This is a genomic window from Micromonospora sp. WMMC250 (assembly GCF_027460215.1).
GTDB lineage: Bacteria > Actinomycetota > Actinomycetes > Mycobacteriales > Micromonosporaceae > Micromonospora > Micromonospora taraxaci.
This window is the reverse complement of the sequence record NZ_JAPZBJ010000002.1, coordinates 6,863,964-6,878,775: the sequence shown is the minus strand read 5'-3', so window position 1 is coordinate 6,878,775 and position 14,812 is coordinate 6,863,964. Positions and strand designations below refer to the sequence as shown.

At 73.6% G+C, this 14,812-nt stretch carries 15 protein-coding genes and 1 pseudogene; 6 read left to right on the top strand and 10 right to left on the bottom strand.

Annotation, left to right across the window (positions count from 1 at the left end):
- Positions 1-22: 22 nt before the first annotated feature.
- Positions 23-868: a GNAT family N-acetyltransferase gene (locus O3438_RS31365; protein WP_269683117.1), complete on the top strand. Its 846-nt coding sequence runs from the start codon at positions 23-25 to the stop codon at positions 866-868.
- 158 nt (positions 869-1,026) lie between these two features.
- On the opposite strand, the gene O3438_RS31360 is transcribed toward O3438_RS31365, so the two are convergent.
- Both O3438_RS31360 and lgt read right to left on the bottom strand, forming a co-directional pair.
- The gene (locus tag O3438_RS31360) at positions 1,027-2,214 is read right to left on the bottom strand and encodes an FAD-dependent monooxygenase (RefSeq protein WP_269683116.1); all 1,188 of its coding nucleotides are present in this window, start codon (positions 2,212-2,214) and stop codon (positions 1,027-1,029) included.
- A gap of 15 nt (positions 2,215-2,229) precedes the next feature.
- A complete protein-coding gene (gene lgt, locus O3438_RS31355; RefSeq protein ID WP_269683115.1) occupies positions 2,230-3,456 on the bottom strand; it encodes a prolipoprotein diacylglyceryl transferase in 1,227 nt (408 codons plus the stop codon).
- A 102-nt stretch (positions 3,457-3,558) separates the two neighbouring features.
- Between lgt and O3438_RS31350 the strand changes: the two genes are divergently transcribed.
- A complete protein-coding gene (locus O3438_RS31350; RefSeq protein ID WP_269683114.1) occupies positions 3,559-4,194 on the top strand; it encodes an NUDIX hydrolase in 636 nt (211 codons plus the stop codon).
- 187 nt (positions 4,195-4,381) lie between these two features.
- Here the strand turns inward: O3438_RS31350 and trpA are convergent, their stop codons facing one another.
- The 3 genes from trpA to trpC are packed head-to-tail and all read right to left on the bottom strand — an operon-like array spanning position 4,382 to position 7,267.
- The gene (gene trpA, locus O3438_RS31345) at positions 4,382-5,185 is read right to left on the bottom strand and encodes a tryptophan synthase subunit alpha (protein WP_269683113.1); all 804 of its coding nucleotides are present in this window, start codon (positions 5,183-5,185) and stop codon (positions 4,382-4,384) included.
- Position 5,186: 1 nt separating this feature from the next.
- On the bottom strand, positions 5,187-6,425 hold the full coding sequence (gene trpB / locus O3438_RS31340) for a tryptophan synthase subunit beta (protein WP_269683112.1): 1,239 nt from the start codon (positions 6,423-6,425) through the stop codon (positions 5,187-5,189).
- 38 nt (positions 6,426-6,463) lie between these two features.
- Complete coding sequence (gene trpC, locus O3438_RS31335) at positions 6,464-7,267, bottom strand: indole-3-glycerol phosphate synthase TrpC (RefSeq protein WP_172862221.1); 804 nt, start codon at positions 7,265-7,267, stop codon at positions 6,464-6,466.
- A gap of 492 nt (positions 7,268-7,759) precedes the next feature.
- On the opposite strand from trpC, the gene O3438_RS31330 reads away from it, so the two are divergent.
- On the top strand, positions 7,760-8,023 hold the full coding sequence (locus O3438_RS31330; RefSeq protein ID WP_423437233.1) for a hypothetical protein: 264 nt from the start codon (positions 7,760-7,762) through the stop codon (positions 8,021-8,023).
- Positions 8,024-8,042: 19 nt separating this feature from the next.
- Here the strand turns inward: O3438_RS31330 and O3438_RS31325 are convergent, their stop codons facing one another.
- The 4 genes and pseudogenes from O3438_RS31325 to O3438_RS34240 all read right to left on the bottom strand — a co-directional run.
- Entirely contained in the window at positions 8,043-8,633 is a 591-nt protein-coding gene (locus O3438_RS31325; protein ID WP_269683110.1) for a Trp biosynthesis-associated membrane protein, read from the bottom strand.
- On the bottom strand, positions 8,630-10,183 hold the full coding sequence (locus tag O3438_RS31320) for an anthranilate synthase component I (protein ID WP_269683109.1): 1,554 nt from the start codon (positions 10,181-10,183) through the stop codon (positions 8,630-8,632). The genes O3438_RS31325 and O3438_RS31320 overlap by 4 nt, the downstream gene beginning before the upstream one ends.
- Positions 10,180-10,611, bottom strand: a complete 432-nt coding sequence (hisI, locus tag O3438_RS34245) for a phosphoribosyl-AMP cyclohydrolase (protein WP_332367503.1) — start codon at positions 10,609-10,611, stop codon at positions 10,180-10,182. Before hisI ends, O3438_RS31320 begins: the two co-directional genes overlap by 4 nt.
- Before the next feature lie 180 nt (positions 10,612-10,791).
- A pseudogene (locus O3438_RS34240) lies at positions 10,792-11,115 on the bottom strand (phosphoribosyl-AMP cyclohydrolase); the annotation flags it as partial.
- A 548-nt stretch (positions 11,116-11,663) separates the two neighbouring features.
- On the opposite strand from O3438_RS34240, the gene O3438_RS31310 reads away from it, so the two are divergent.
- The 3 genes from O3438_RS31310 to O3438_RS31300 all read left to right on the top strand — a co-directional run bounded on the left by O3438_RS31310 (position 11,664) and on the right by O3438_RS31300 (position 13,830).
- On the top strand, positions 11,664-12,419 hold the full coding sequence (locus O3438_RS31310) for an ABC transporter ATP-binding protein (RefSeq protein WP_269683107.1): 756 nt from the start codon (positions 11,664-11,666) through the stop codon (positions 12,417-12,419).
- Entirely contained in the window at positions 12,416-13,171 is a 756-nt protein-coding gene (locus tag O3438_RS31305) for an ABC transporter permease (protein ID WP_269683106.1), read from the top strand. The genes O3438_RS31310 and O3438_RS31305 overlap by 4 nt, the downstream gene beginning before the upstream one ends.
- A gap of 62 nt (positions 13,172-13,233) precedes the next feature.
- The gene (locus O3438_RS31300; RefSeq protein WP_145779762.1) at positions 13,234-13,830 is read left to right on the top strand and encodes a TetR/AcrR family transcriptional regulator; all 597 of its coding nucleotides are present in this window, start codon (positions 13,234-13,236) and stop codon (positions 13,828-13,830) included.
- Positions 13,831-14,017: 187 nt separating this feature from the next.
- Here the strand turns inward: O3438_RS31300 and O3438_RS31295 are convergent, their stop codons facing one another.
- Positions 14,018-14,767: a DUF2470 domain-containing protein gene (locus tag O3438_RS31295; protein WP_269683105.1), complete on the bottom strand. Its 750-nt coding sequence runs from the start codon at positions 14,765-14,767 to the stop codon at positions 14,018-14,020.
- Positions 14,768-14,812: the final 45 nt, after the last annotated feature.

Here is a 14,812-nt window from a genome sequence, read left to right as displayed (position 1 = left end):
CTGGGACGTGTAGTCTCGCGCGGTGGATCCGCTCAACAAGCACGTCTTCGACCGGTTGGAACGTTTCTACGACGCGGTGCCCCGCGACGTCGCCGGTGCGGAGGATCATGGCGGGCTGGTGTTGTTCGTCCGCGAGGGCAACGGATGGCCGTTCTACGCCCGTCCCCGGCTCGACGCCGGCGAAGCGCCGTCGCTGGCCGACGTGGCCTCGGTTCGCGAGCGGCAACGGAAGCTGGGCTTGCCGGAAGCCTTCGAGTGGGTACACGAGACGACCCCCGACCTGCTGGCGGTCGCCCGCTCGGCAGGGCTGCACGTGCTGGAGGCACCGCTGATGGTGCTCGACCCGACCGCCCTGCCCGACCCGGCGACGCTGTCCGACGTGGCGGTACGGGTGCTGGCCGCCGACTCCCCCGACTTCGCCGCCGACGTCGCCGCCCGTCGCGCGGTGGCAGCCGTGTCGTTCGCCGCCGCCGGCACCGCGACCGGAGAGGCGGGCCCGGCCGAGCGGGACGCCGCGGTCACCGAACTCGAACTCGCCGCGCTCGACGAAGAACGCGCCCGGATCGCCGACGGCCGGCGGATTTCCGCTTTGGCGGGCACGCCGACCGAGGGTGCGCTGGCCAGCGGCATGGCCATGCGCGTCGACGACGTCGCGGAGATCGCCGGGGTGGCCACCCTGCCGGCCGCTCGCCGACGCGGACTGGGCGCCGCGCTCACCGCCACCCTCGCCCGGGAACTACTCGCGGCCGGCACCGACCTGGTCTTCCTCTCGGCCGGCAGCGAGGAGATCGCCCGGGTCTACCTGCGGGTCGGCTTCCGCCGCATCGGCACCGCCTGCATCGCCGAACCCGCACCCCTGATCCCCTAGCCCCACCCCGTCCCGCGCCCTCCCCGCCCCGTCCCCCGCCCCCGCCCCTCTCCCGCGTCGATCATGGAGTCGTGGCGTCGGGTTAGGACGGTTTTGTCACGCTTCGACCATCACCACAAGTTGATGATCGACGGCGGTGGGCGGGTGGGGCGGACGGGTCAGGTGGGGGGCCGCCACTGGGCGGCGGTGGCCGCGGCGCTGGACAGCAGTCGGGAGTTGATCGTGCCGAGCGCGGCGTCGCGGGCGCGCAGCGCCAACCGACCACGGGCCTGGAGCACCGCCGACATCCGCCGCGTCTGCCGGACCACCGTCGCGGCGCGCGGACGGCGCACCCGGTCGTACGCCTGAACGGCGTCGGGCAGCCGAGCCTCACGCAGCAGGGTGGCGAGCGTGGCAGCGTCCTCGAACGCGAGGCAGGCGCCCTGCCCGAGGTGCGGCGGCATGGCGTGCGCCGCGTCACCGAGCAGCACCACCCCACCCGGACCGGCCGGAAAGCCGTATGCCCGGGGCAGCGGCCGCAGCTCGCGGACCTCCTGCTGGACCAGGTCGGCCGGGTCGGTGGCGTCGAGCAGCGCGCCGATCGGGTCGGGCCAGCCCGCGTACCAGCGACGGAGCAGGGCGAGCTGGGTCTCCGGCGGTTCGGGGCGGGGCGCGCCGGCGGCGGTGGCCACCCAGTAGATGCCGCCCCGGGTGGAACCACCCGACGAACCGCGCTCACCCAACGACGCGGCCACGAAGCGGTAGCCCGCGCCGAGGATCTCACCGACCAGCGGTTGGTCGTCGGGTAGCCGAGGCGCCTTGTACCAGGGGATGACAGCGCGCCAGGCGGCACATCCGGAGCTGACCACCCGGGATTCCGGCGCGAGTTGACGGCGGATGCCGCTGTCCGTGCCGTCGGCGGCGACCACCAGGTCGACCTCGATGGTCTGTCGCCCGTCGCTGACCGCCGGCCGCTCACCCGGCTCGACCCGGACGTGGCGCACTGTCACGCCGGTCCGCAGGTCGACCCGCTCGCCGAGGCCGGCGATCAACGCGTCGTGCAGATCTTCACGGTGCACCACCACCGGCATCCGGTCGGCGGGGATGGGCCGGGGTTGCACGAGCCAGTGCCCGTCCGGGCGGCGGACCCCACCGTCGGGTAGCGGGGTGGCGATGGCAGCCAGGCCCGCGCCGAGGCCGAGGGCTTGCAGCGCGCGGACACCGTTGGGCCAGAGCACCACTGCGGTCGGCTCGGGGCGGACGCGTTCGGCGCGCTCCATGAGGGTGACCATCCAGCCGGAGCGGGCCAGCGCGCCGGCCACCGCGAGGCCACCGACCCCGGCGCCGACCACCACCGCGCTTCGCATCGGTGTCTCCCCCGCTCAGCTGTCCCGGTCGGCGGGCCGGGCGCCCGCGGCGTCAGCCCGGTCGGCGGGCCGGGCGCCCGCGACGTCGGCCCGGTCGGCGGACGGCTCGTCCGCCGGGTCGTCGTCGGTCGACGTGCTGCCGACGACCGTGTCCCCGGTGCGGGGCTCGTCGGTGCCGGGCTCGTCGGTGCTGGTTCCGGCGGCCTCGTCGCCGGCGGGCTCCGGCGGCACGACGCCGGTTTCCTGCCAGGCGGCGTACTGCTCCTCGCTGACCACCCGGTAGCCCTCCGGCGCGGCCGTCCGCGTCGGGGTCTCCCGCTCGGAGAGGTCCACCTGGGACAGGTCGGACGCGGGGGGCGGGGTCGGCGTCGTCGTCGCGCCGAGCGGGATCAGGAACTCCTGCGGGCCGCGTACGCGCACGAAGTAGATCAACCCGCCGAGGAAGACCAGGGCGGCGGTCCAGACGTTGAGCCGGACGCCGAGGATCTGGTTGGCCTCGTCGGTGCGCATCAGCTCGATCCAGAACCGGCCGGCGGTGTAGCCCATCACGTAGAGCGCGAAGGCCCGGCCCCGACCCAGCTTGAGCCGGCGGTCGAGGAGGAGGACCAGGGCGACGACGCCGAGGTTCCACAGCAGCTCGTAGAGGAAGGTCGGCTGGTAGAGGCCCGGTTCGAGGATGGGCTGCCCGGCGTCGTCGCGCAGGGCGTGCCCCGGATTGTCCGGGTCCATCCGGTGGATCTCCAGGCCCCACGGCAGTGTGGTGCGGGCACCGAACAGCTCGTTGTTGAACCAGTTGCCGAGCCGGCCGACCGCCTGGGCCAGCGGCAGCCCGGGCGCCAGCGCGTCGGCCACCACCCCGAACGGGATACCGAGTTGTCGGGCCGCGATCCACGCCCCGACCGCGCCACCGGCGACCGCCCCCCAGATGCCGAGACCACCCTCCCAGATGGCGAACGCCTTCATCGGGTCCCCACCGGCGCCGAAGTATTTCTCCGGAGAGGTGATCACGTGATAGATCCGGGCGCCGATGATGCCCGCGGGCACCGCCCAGACGGCGATGTCGAGCACCGCGCCCGGCGCGACGCCGCGCTGCCGCAGCCGGCGCTCCGTCACCCAACAGGCCAGCACGATGCCGGCGATGATGCAGAGCGCGTAGGCCCGGATCGGCACCGGCCCGAGCTGCCAGACCGCGGTGCTGGGGCTGGGCAGGGCCGCCTGGGGGGACAGCGAGGCGAGGGTCACGGGTGCACACGCTACCGCTGCACACCCCCGCAGCGGCACCCCGGGCCGCCGGAGCCCGCAACTCGGTGACTTCTGGTTTGCACCCCCGTACGCTCTTTGTCCATGAGCGCGCTCACCTGGGCGGTCGCCGCGGTCGTCACCGACGACACCGGCCGGGTGCTGCTCTGTCGACAGGGTCGGGGTGAGCGCCGCTACGCGCTTCCCGGCGGGCGCCTACGTCCGGCGGAGAGTCCGGTGCGGGCAGCCCTGCGCGACATCAGGGCGGAGACCGGCTGGGACATCGACCTGGTCGACCTGATCGGCGTCTACCACCTGACCGGCCCGCCGGGGGAGGCCGCAGCCGGCCGCGTCGGGCCGCTGCCCGACGTCCTCGTGCACGTGTTCCGGGCCCGCGCCGCGGGGGTCCGGCCGGCCGCCGATCCCCCGCCGGGCTGCCGGCTGTCCTGGCACTCCCCCGACGTGCTCCCCGAGGCCGTCACGCCACTCACCCGGGCCGCCGTCACCGACGCCCGTGAGGGCCGCTCCGGCGTACTCCACGACGTCCCCTGCGCGCCCGACACCCTGGACGCCCCGCCACCCTCGGCGCGGCTCCCCGCGGACAAGGGCCAGCCGGCGGAGGAGGACCGGCCGACGACCGCAGCGGGTCGGCGGCTGGGCACCAGCCGGTCAGGGCAGCCCGGAGCGGGACAGCCCCCGGAGCAACGCGGCGAGGCCGCGGACCCGTCCCGGCACGTCTGACACCCCCGCGCACACCTGGAGGTCCGCCGGCCGGGCGGTCGTTGGGCGGCTCCGCGGTCGGCCATCTGCGGATGAGCGATATACCTGTGAGTCATATTTATGCCTCACAGGTATATCGCTCACGGACGACACATGCCCGGATACCCCGGCGTCCGGGCGCGAGCGCCGGGGACCGACGGTGGAGACCTCAGCGGGTGGGGGTGCGGACGCCCTCGGCGAGTTCGGCACTGAGGGTACGCAGCGCGGCCAGCCCGTCGGCCTCGGTGGGCGCGTCGAGTACGCACCGGACCAGGGCGCTGCCGACGATGACCCCGTCGGCGTACCCGGCGACGGTGCCCGCCTGCCCGCCGGTGCCCACGCCCAGACCGACGCCGACCGGCAGGTCGGTGACCGCCCGGACCCGGGAGACCAGCGTCGGAGCAGCGTCCGAGGTGCTCGCCCGGGCTCCCGTCACACCCATGACGGCGGTCGCGTAGACGAAGCCACGGCAGTGCTCCACCGTCATCGCCAGTCGAGCGTCCGTGGACGACGGCGAGACCAGGAACGTGCGGTCCAGCCCGTGTGCGTCCGAGGCCGCGAGCCACTCGTCGGCCTCGTCGGGGATCAGGTCGGGGGTGATCAGACCGGTGCCGCCGGCGGAGGCGAGGTCACGGGCGAACACGTCCACGCCGTACCGCTCGACCGGGTTCCAGTAGGTCATGGTGACCACCGGCGCGCCGGTGGCCGCCACCGCCTCGATGATGCGCATCGTGTCGGCGGTGCGGACGCCGCCGGCCAGGGCGATGTCGCTGGCCTTCTGGATCACCGGCCCGTCCATCACCGGGTCGGAGTAGGGAATCTCCACCTCGATGACGTCGACCCCGGCCTCGACCATGGCGATCATCGCGGCGATGCTGCCCTCGACGCTCGGGAAACCGGCCGGCATGCAGCCGACCAGCAGTGCCCGCCCGTCGGCGCGGGCCTTGTCGAAGGCCAGCCCGATCCGGCTCATCTCACCGCTCCTTGTCGAGGATGCCGAAGTAGTCACCAGCGGTGTGCACGTCCTTGTCGCCCCGCCCGGAGAGGTTGACCACGATGGTGGGCTCCCGACCGAGTTCGGCGGCGAGCTTCGGGGCCAACGCGACGGTGCCCGCGAGCGCGTGCGCGCTCTCGATCGCCGGGATGATCCCTTCGGTGCGGCAGAGCAGCTCGAACGCAGCCATCGCCTCGTCGTCGGTGACCGGCAGGTAGTTCGCCCGGCCGGTGTCGTGCAGCCAGGCGTGCTCGGGCCCGACGCCCGGGTAGTCCAGACCGGCGGAGATCGAGTGCGACTCCAGGGTCTGCCCGTCGGCGTCCTGCAGCACGTACGTCCGGGTGCCGTGCAGCACACCGGCCGAACCGCCGGTGATGCTCGCCGCGTGCCGGCCGGTGGCCACCCCGTCGCCGCCGGCCTCGAAGCCGTACAGCCGCACGTCGTCGTCGCCGACAAAGGCGTGGAAGATGCCCAACGCGTTGGACCCACCACCGACACAGGCGGTCACCGCGTCCGGCAGCGCGCCGGTGAGGTCGAGGCACTGCTGGCGGGCCTCGTCACCGATGCCCCGCACGAAGTCGCGGACCACCGCCGGGAACGGGTGCGGGCCGGCGGCGGTGCCGATCAGGTAGTGCGTCTCGTCGACGTTGGCCACCCAGTCACGCATCGCCTCGTTCATCGCGTCCTTGAGCGTGCGCGAGCCGTTGGTCACCGGCACGACGGTGGCGCCGAGCATGCGCATCCGGGCCACGTTCAGCGCCTGCCGCTCGGTGTCGACCTGGCCCATGTAGACCACGCACTCCAGGTCGAACAGGGCGGCGGCGGTCGCGGTGGCCACACCGTGCTGGCCGGCGCCGGTCTCCGCGATCACCCGGGTCTTGCCCATCCGCTTGGTGAGCAGCGCCTGGCCGAGCACGTTGCGCACCTTGTGCGCGCCGGTGTGGTTGAGGTCCTCGCGCTTGAGCAGCACCCGCGCGCCGACCTTCGCGGAGAAACGCCGGGCCTCGTAGAGCAGCGACGGGGTGCCGGCGTAGTCGCGCAGCAGTGCCCCGAACTCTGCCCGGAAGGACTCGTCCGCCATCGCGGCGCGCCAGGCCCCGTCGAGCTCGTCCAACGCGGCCACCAGGGCCTCGGGAACGAACCGACCGCCGAAGCGGCCGAAGTGGCCGGCGGAGTCGGGCTGCGGGCCGGCCACCGGGGCCAGCGCGTCGGCGCTCATCGGAAATCCTCTCGGTGGGGCGTCACGTCGGTGCGGGGTCAGCGCACCGGCCGGGGCGTCGCGGGGTGGTTGCCCGCGTTGACCAACTCGGCGACCGCCTCGCGGGGGCTCTTCTGGGTGACCAGGCCCTCGCCGACGAGCACCGCGTCGGCGCCCGCGGACGCGTACCGGATCAGGTCGTGCGGGCCGCGAACGCCGGACTCCGCGATCTTGACGACGCTGCTGGGCAGGCCGGGCGCGATCCGCTCGAACACCGACCGGTCGACCTCAAGGGTACGCAGGTCACGGGCGTTGACCCCGATCACCTGCGCGCCGGCCTCCAGAGCCCGGTCGGCCTCTTCCTCGTCGTGTACCTCGACGAGCGCGGTCATGCCCAGCGACTCGATCCGCTCCAGCAGGCCCATCAGCACGTTCTGCTCCAGCGCGGCGACGATCAGCAGGACCAGGTCCGCGCCGTGCGCACGCGCCTCGTGCACCTGGTAGCTGGAGACCACGAAGTCCTTACGCAGCACCGGCACGGTCACTGCCGCACGGACGGCCGCCAGGTCGTCCAGCGAACCGCCGAACCAGCGCCCCTCGGTCAGCACACTGATCGCCCGAGCCCCACCGGCCGCGTAGTCGACGGCGAGATCGGCCGGATCGGCGATCTCGGCCAGCCGGCCCTTGGACGGCGACGAACGCTTCACCTCGGCGATCACGGCCACGCCGGGCTTGCGCAGTGCCGCGTACGCGTCCAGCGGCGGCGGCGCCGCCGCCGCCAGTTCACGGATCCGCTCCAGCGGAACCTGCTCCTGGCGTCGGGCGACGTCCTCACGTACGCCAGCCAGAATCTCGTCGAGCACGCTTACGGACGCTGCCTGACCGGCGTCGTCCCCCTCCGCGTGCGCATGCTCAGCAGTCACCAACGGACTCCCCTCTCCGGGCGTCATGGGCCGATGCTAGGGGCAGCCGACCGACGCCGAATGCCGGGGGTATGGCGCTGCTCACGAAAAGGGCTGCGGCATAATGGCCGACTTGCCGTGAACGGTGTGTCACGCAGCGCCACCTCCGGTATCGACCGCCGTCACAGGGTGCGAGGCCCGACGGCCACGGTCGGACCGGGCCGATCCATCGATCATGCCACCAGTCGCCGGCCGGCGCGCGACGACAACAACGTCGGTCGATGTTGTGAGCAAGCTCAAGGTCGGACGGACGGCCCTGGTCACGGCCCGGGCGCGACAGTTGACCGGGCGGTCACAGCGGCGAAACCTCGGCCGACGAGCATCGTCCTCGGGCAGACTCGATGGCGCGCCTGCCCCGACCGACGCAACTCCTCGTGCGAGGTGACCATGAGCATGTCCGAGCCGCAGCCGACCAGCGGGTTGACCACCATCTCACGGACAGTGGCGTCGCTCGCCGTCGGCGTGGTGCACACCGTCGAACGCGCAGTGGTCGGCGAAGGACGGATGCGGACCGCACGCGGCAACGCCTGGGAGGCGGTCTGCGCCGACCGGGCCCGCGCCGACCAACGCGCCGAGCTGAACCGCCTGGTGGCCGAGCTGACCGCCGCCCGCGCCGCCAGCCGCCGCGCACAGCGCGAGCGTCAGCCGGTCGGCTGACACCCCGCCCGCCGCGGCCTCAGTCGGCGGTCGGGTCCTCACCCCGGTCCAGAGCGTCCCACGCCTCCGTCGTCCGCCGCCCGGCCAGCGGCGTCGACGAACCCTCCGGGCCGGCCGGCGCCGACACGGTCTCCGGGCCGGAACGCGCCGGCCGTTCGTACCGAGCGCCCATCGCCGGCCAACCGCCGCCCCGCACCGCCGTCCACCAGCCACCAGCGGCAGCCAACAACCCGCCGAGCAGGCACAACGCCGGCCACTGCCGGCTCACCGAGCCACCCACGTCGGCGACCAGCCCGTAGCCGCCACCGGCCGCCACCGCCAGACCCAGCACGCCGAGCAGACCGCCGAGCACCCGCCGCACCCGGCCCCGGGTGGCCAGCACCGCACCACCACCCGCCAACGCCACCACGGCCAACGCCGGCAGCCACGGCAACAGGCCCGCGCCGCTGCGGGTGTCCCGCACCGGCGGCAGCGGCGCCGGGCGCACCGTCAACTCGACCGACCAACTCCGCGTCGCAGCCCACAGCGCCAGACCCGCGCCGGCCAGACAGAGCAGGACGGCGTACGTCAACTCGCGCCGTCCCACACCGGACCGCTCCCCGCCACTCATCGGGCAGGCCTCAGTGTTTCGGCGGCCGCGATCGCCGCCAGCACCGCGGCGGCCTTGTTCCGCGTCTCCTGGTCCTCGGCGGCCGGGTCCGAGTCGGCGACCACCCCCGCACCGGCCTGCACGTAGGCGCGGCCGTCGCGGATGAGCGCCGTCCGGATGGCGATCGCCATGTCCAGGTCACCGCCGAAGCCGAAGTAGCCGACAGTACCCCCGTAGAGGCCACGACGGACCGGCTCCAACTCCTCGATGATCTCCATGGCCCGTACCTTCGGCGCGCCGGAGAGGGTGCCCGCCGGGAAGGTCGCGGCGAGCGCGTCGAAGGCCGTCTGATCGTCACGCAGCGTGCCGGTGACCGTGGAGACGATGTGCATGACGTGGCTGTACCGCTCGATGGTGGCGAACTCGGGCACCTCCACGGTGCCCGGCTGACAGACCCGGCCCAGGTCGTTGCGACCCAGGTCGACGAGCATCACGTGCTCGGCCCGCTCCTTCGGGTCGGCGAGCAGTTCGGCGGCGAGCGCGGCGTCGGCGGCGGGGGTGCCGCCACGCGGTCGGGTGCCGGCGATCGGGTGCAGCAGCGCCCTCCGTCGCCCGTCCTCGGCGGCGGTGACCTTCAGGTGCGCCTCCGGTGACGAGCCGACGATGTCGAACCCGTCGAAGCGCAGCAGGTACATGTACGGGCTCGGGTTGCTGGTGCGCAGCACCCGGTACACGTCCAACGGGTCGGCGTGGATCGGCCGCTCGAACCGCTGGGAGAGCACGATCTGGAAGCACTCACCGGCCCGGATCGCCTCCTTGGCCGCCTCCACCGCCTTCGGGTACCCGTCGGCTGGCGTACGGCAGAGCACCTCCCCGACCGCAGGACGCTCGACCGTGGAGATCATCGGCGGGATGGGCCGGGACAGCGCGGTGGTCATCGCGTCCAGTCGGCCCACCGCGTGGTGGTACGCGGCGGCGACCTGCGGGGCGCGGTCCGGGGCGTCCGACGGTGGCAGCACCGCGTTGGCGACCAGGATCGCCGAACCGTCGTAGTGGTCGAGCACCACCAGGTCGGTGGCGAGCATCATGCCCAGCTCCGGCACACCCAGGTCGTTCTCGGTCAGCTCGGGCAGCCGCTCGAAACGGCGGATCAGGTCGTAGCCCAGGTAGCCGACCATGCCCCCGGTCAGCGGCGGCAGCCCGTCGGCGGGATCCCCGACCGGGCCGGCCAGCGCCGCCACGGTCTCCCGCAGCACCCGCACCGGGTCACCCTCGGTGGGCAGCCCCGCCGGCGGCTGGCCGAGCCAGGTCGCCACGCCGTCCCGCTCGACGAGGGTCGCGCTGCTGCGTACGCCGATGAAGGAATAGCGCGACCAGGCCATGCCGGCCGACCCGACGCCCTGCTCGGCGGACTCCAACAGGAACGTGCCCGGTCCCCCGGCCAGCTTCCGGTAGACGCCCACCGGGGTCTCCGCGTCGGCCAGCAACCGCCGGGTGACCGGCACGACCCGCCAACGGGCCGCCAACTCGGTGAAGGTGGCCAGGTCCGGGGTGACCGCGCCGTCGGTCACGGCTGGGCCTGGGTGGTGACGGGCAGCTCGGTGAAGAAGCAGGTCCGGTGCCCGGTGTGGCAGGCGGCGCCGACCTGGTCCACGCTCACCAGCAGCGCGTCCCCGTCGCAGTCCAGGGCGACCGAACGGACGTACTGGTGGTGCCCGGAGGTGGCCCCCTTGACCCAGTACTCGCGGCGGCTGCGCGACCAGTAGGTCGCGCGACCGGTGGTGAGGGTGCGGTGCAACGCCTCGTCGTCCATCCAGGCGACCATCAGCACCTCGCCGGAGTCGTGCGCACGGACCACGGCGGCGACCAGACCGTCGGCGCTGCGGCGCAGCCGGGCCGCGATGGCCGGGTCGAGCCGGGACGGGCGAGCCGGCTCGGACGTCACCGGGCCGCTGGGATCGCTGGGGACGCCGGTCGTCGGCGCGTCAGGTACGGGCACAGTGACCAATTGTCCCGCACGCGGCGCGGGTACCGGCGACCGCTCCCGCCCAGGCCGCGGCGGGGGCCCGACGGGTCGGGCCAGCTGGGCGACGTAGCGGTCCAGCCGGCCGTCGACCAGGGCGGCGGCGAGGTCCGCGCCGGCGGTGTCGGCGATCCCCTCGGCGTACGGCCGGATCAACGGCAGCGTGCCGGCGACCAACCGGACGGCGGCGGACCACAGCGCGCTGGTGGCGCCCGGACGTAGTCCGAGGCAGAGCAGCATGTCGGCCCGGTATCCGGGTGGGGCCACCGGCAGTTCCAGGGCCGCAGCGAACGCCGCCCGGCGGGAGTGGACCCGCACCGAGGGGTTGGCCGGGCGCAGCACCGACGGGCAGAGGCGGGCCAGGTCGGCGACGGCGAGCCGGACACCGAGGCGGTCGTTGACGGCCCGCGCGGCGGCGGCCTTACCCAGCGTGGCGATCAGTTCCTCGAGTCGGGGTGGCTCGGCGGGCTGGCAGAGCACCGGCAGATCGATCCGGGGCCGCCAGTGCGGATCGGCCCAGAGCAGTCTCGCCGGCGTGGTGACCGGCAGCCCGAACGCCCAGTCGGCCGGTTCCCCGAGTCGGTGCACCCAGGAGCGGACGTCCCGGGCGGCCACCGAGACATGGGTGACCCGACCTGCGGTTTCGGCGAGGTACGCCCGCCGGGCGGCGTACGGGGCGCCGCCGACCAGCACGTCGAGGTCGACGTCGCTGTGTGCGGTGGCGGCGCGGCGGGCGTGACTGCCGCGCAGCAGGATGCCGACGACCGGCCGCTCGGCGGCCTGCCGCAGCCGCGCGGCCCAGTCCTCAAGAAAACCGCTGTCCGGTAACGGAGGGTGACCCACCGCGCCATCGTGCCGTACGCCCGATCAGCGCGCAATGCCCGTTGGCGGACTCCGTGTCCGGTCCGGAGCCTACTGCCCGTTCTCATGCTTCGTGCGACGACTGGCGGAGCGGACGCATTGCGTCGGGATCAGTAATTCATCTAGCGTTGAGTTCAACAGATGATGAGTTTCCTTGGAGGTGCGGGATGGACGACGCGATAGCCGTCCGGGACCTGGTCGTCGACCGGGGCGGGCGGCGTGTGCTGGACGGCATCAGTTGCCGCGTCCCGCGCGGCGCCGTCACGGGTCTGCTCGGCCCCAGCGGCAGCGGAAAGACCACGTTCATGCGCGCGGTGGTCGGGGTGCAGCTGGTCAGCGGCGGGACGATCACCGTCCTCGGACGCCCGGCGGGCACCCCGGCCCTGCGACACCGGGTCGGCTACCTGACCCAGGCACCGAGCGTCTACGCCGACCTGACCGTGCGGGAGAACGCCCGCTACTTCGCGGCCCTGTACGGCCGGGGTCGGGCCGAGGCCGACCAGGCGATCAGCGATGTCGGGCTCGCCTCGGCGGCCGGTCAGCTGGTCGCCACCCTCTCCGGTGGTCAACGCAGCCGAGCCTCCCTGGCCTGCGCGCTGGTCGGAGAACCGGAGCTGGTCATCCTCGACGAGCCGACAGTCGGTCAGGACCCGGTGCTGCGAGCCGATCTGTGGGCCCGTTTCCACGCGATGGCCGCCGCCGGCACCACCCTGTTGGTGTCGAGCCACGTCATGGACGAGGCGGCCCGCTGCGACCGGCTCCTGCTCATTCGGCAGGGGCGGCTGATCGCCGACGACAGCCCGGCCGCCGTCCGCGCCACCGCCGGCGTGGACGACCTCGACGAGGCGTTCCTGCGCCTGATCCGGGCCGGCGAGACGGGTCCGGCCACCATGGACGCGACGAACGGACGGGAGCAGTCGTGACCCCGCGGATCCTGGCGGCCACCACCGGTCGCATCCTGCGCCAGCTCCGGCACGACCGGCGCACCATCGCGCTGCTCGTGGTGGTGCCGGCAGCCCTGCTCACCCTGGTCTACTTCATGTACGCCGACCAGCCCACCCCGCCCGGCCAACCGACCACGTTCGACCGGATCGCGCTGGTGATGCTCGGCATCTTCCCCTTCGTGATCATGTTCCTGGTGACCAGCATCGCCATGCTCCGGGAACGCACCTCCGGCACGTTGGAGCGCCTGCTGACGACACCGCTGGGCAAGCTCGACCTGCTCTTCGGGTACGGCATCGCGTTCGGTCTGGCCGCCGCCGTACAGGCCGTCGTCGCCGCCGGTGTGGCGTACTGGATCTTCGGTCTGGAGACCGCCGGCAGCATGGGCCTGGTGATCGGGATCGCGGTCGTCGACGCCGTGCTCGGCGTCGCGCTCGGCCTGCTGTGCAGCGCCTTCGCGCGCACCGAGTTCCAGGCAGTACAGTTCCTGCCAGTCGTGGTGATCCCCCAACTGCTGCTCTGCGGGCTGTTCGTGGCCCGCGACCAGATGGCCGGCTGGCTCCAGGCGCTCAGTGACGCCTTCCCCCTGTCGTACGCCATCGAGGCGTTGCAGGAGGTCGGCGCCCACGCCGAGCCGACCGGCCGGATGTGGCGGGACGTGGCGGTGGTGTTCGGGGCGGTGGTGCTGGCGCTGGTGCTCGCGGCGGCCACCCTGCGCCGGCGCAGCGGCTGAGGCTGCGGCAGCCGTGGGTCGACCGGCCCACGGCTGCCCAGGTGGACGAACGAAGGGCGGCGATGACGCGGCGGACCGGCCGGCGACCCGGCAACCCGGACACCCGGGAGGCGATCCTCGACGCCGCGCGCACGACGTTCGCGGAGCGTGGCTTCGACTCCGCGTCCATCCGTGCCATCGCCGGCACGGCGGGTGTCGACCCCGCTCTGGTGCACCACTACTTCGGCAGCAAGGACCAGCTCTTCCTCACCGCGATGAACTTCCCGGTCGATCCCGCCCAGCTGGTGCCGACGGTGCTCGCCGGGGACCGGGACGGCGCCGGTGAGCGCCTGGTGCGCACCTTCCTCGGCGTCTGGGACTCGCCCGCCGGCAGCGCCGCGCAGGCGCTGCTGCGGTCCGCGGTGAGCAACGAGTGGACCGCTCGGCTGCTACGCGAGTTCGTCACCACCCAGGTCCTGCGCCGGGTGCTCGAACAGCTCGACGTCGACCCGGCCCAACTGCCGCTGCGCGGTTCGCTGGTGGCCACCCAGATGATCGGCCTGGCGATGATGCGGTACGTGGTGCGCCTGGAGCCGGTCGCGTCGGCGGCCCCGGAGACCCTGGTCGCAGCGATTGGCCCGACGATCCAGCGCTACCTCACCGGGCCGCTGCCGGCCTGAGATCCCGGCGACGTCCCGACCCTCCTGGCCTGCGACGTCCCAGCAAGCGTGATCCACTCCGGTTCGGCGAACTCGCGGTATCCGAGTGCCGGGGACACCCCCACATCGGCGAACCCGAGTGGATCAAGGCCGAACGCGCGCCGGCGTGCCGCCTGTTACGCGGATCTCGGCGGGCACGACAGCCCGGTCAGCGCGGCGGGCGGGCATCGGCCGGGAGCCGCAGCGGCGGGAGCAGCCTCGGCAGGTCGTCCGGATCGGCCACCGGGCCCGGGAAGGCCAACCGGACCCGACGCCGGGACCCCGGCCGACCGAGGGCGACCACCAACCCGTAGCGGTCGATGCGCACCACCCGGGGCGCCCCGTCCGGGGCCTGCTCGGTCAACCCGAGCTGTCGACGCAGGTACTCGGTGACCCGCGCGCTGTCGTCCTCGGCGAGGTCGGCCAGTAGCCGTGCCTCGACCGGGTGCACCGGGTCGGGCTCCGCCTCGGCGTACTCCACCGGGTCGACCCGACGCACGACGCCGGCCCGCTCCCAGCGGACCTCGACCACCTCGAAGCGGAACAGCCGGAAGCGGGTGCCCAGGTCGAGGAGGTCACCGGTCGGCTCCACCGCGGCGAAGTCGACAGCCGCGCGGCGGGCCTCGTCGCCGTGCAGCTCGGCCGCCCAACCGGACACCCACGCCCGACCCAGACCGGGTGCGCCGGCGGCCGGCGGCAGGTCGAGCACGTCGAGGACCACCGCCACGTCGTCGCCCCCGGCGCCCGGTTGCAGGGCGGCGGCCAGGTGACTGGCGACCGGCACCAGCAGCAGCACCCGTCCGTCCGGGTCCGTCACATGCCGGGCGTGGTGCGGGCCGGGCCGGTGGGCCAGGTGGACGAGACCGGGCAGGCGGCCGGCGACGAGGGTACGGACGATCTCGGCGGGGTTGGGCCGCATGGGCGCGACCTCCTTCGAAGGTTAGGCTTACCTAAGCCGGAGCCT

Coding starts and splice junctions, on each gene's coding strand:
- O3438_RS31360 (WP_269683116.1), bottom strand. CDS start 2,214: ATGCGAAGCGCGGTGGTGGTCGGCGCCGGGGTCGGTGGCCTCGCGGTG.
- O3438_RS31350 (WP_269683114.1), top strand. CDS start 3,559: ATGAGCGCGCTCACCTGGGCGGTCGCCGCGGTCGTCACCGACGACACC.
- trpA (WP_269683113.1), bottom strand. CDS start 5,185: ATGAGCCGGATCGGGCTGGCCTTCGACAAGGCCCGCGCCGACGGGCGG.
- trpB (WP_269683112.1), bottom strand. CDS start 6,425: ATGAGCGCCGACGCGCTGGCCCCGGTGGCCGGCCCGCAGCCCGACTCC.
- O3438_RS31330 (WP_423437233.1), top strand. CDS start 7,760: ATGTCCGAGCCGCAGCCGACCAGCGGGTTGACCACCATCTCACGGACA.
- O3438_RS31325 (WP_269683110.1), bottom strand. CDS start 8,633: ATGAGTGGCGGGGAGCGGTCCGGTGTGGGACGGCGCGAGTTGACGTAC.
- O3438_RS31310 (WP_269683107.1), top strand. CDS start 11,664: ATGGACGACGCGATAGCCGTCCGGGACCTGGTCGTCGACCGGGGCGGG.
- O3438_RS31300 (WP_145779762.1), top strand. CDS start 13,234: ATGACGCGGCGGACCGGCCGGCGACCCGGCAACCCGGACACCCGGGAG.
- O3438_RS31295 (WP_269683105.1), bottom strand. CDS start 14,767: ATGCGGCCCAACCCCGCCGAGATCGTCCGTACCCTCGTCGCCGGCCGC.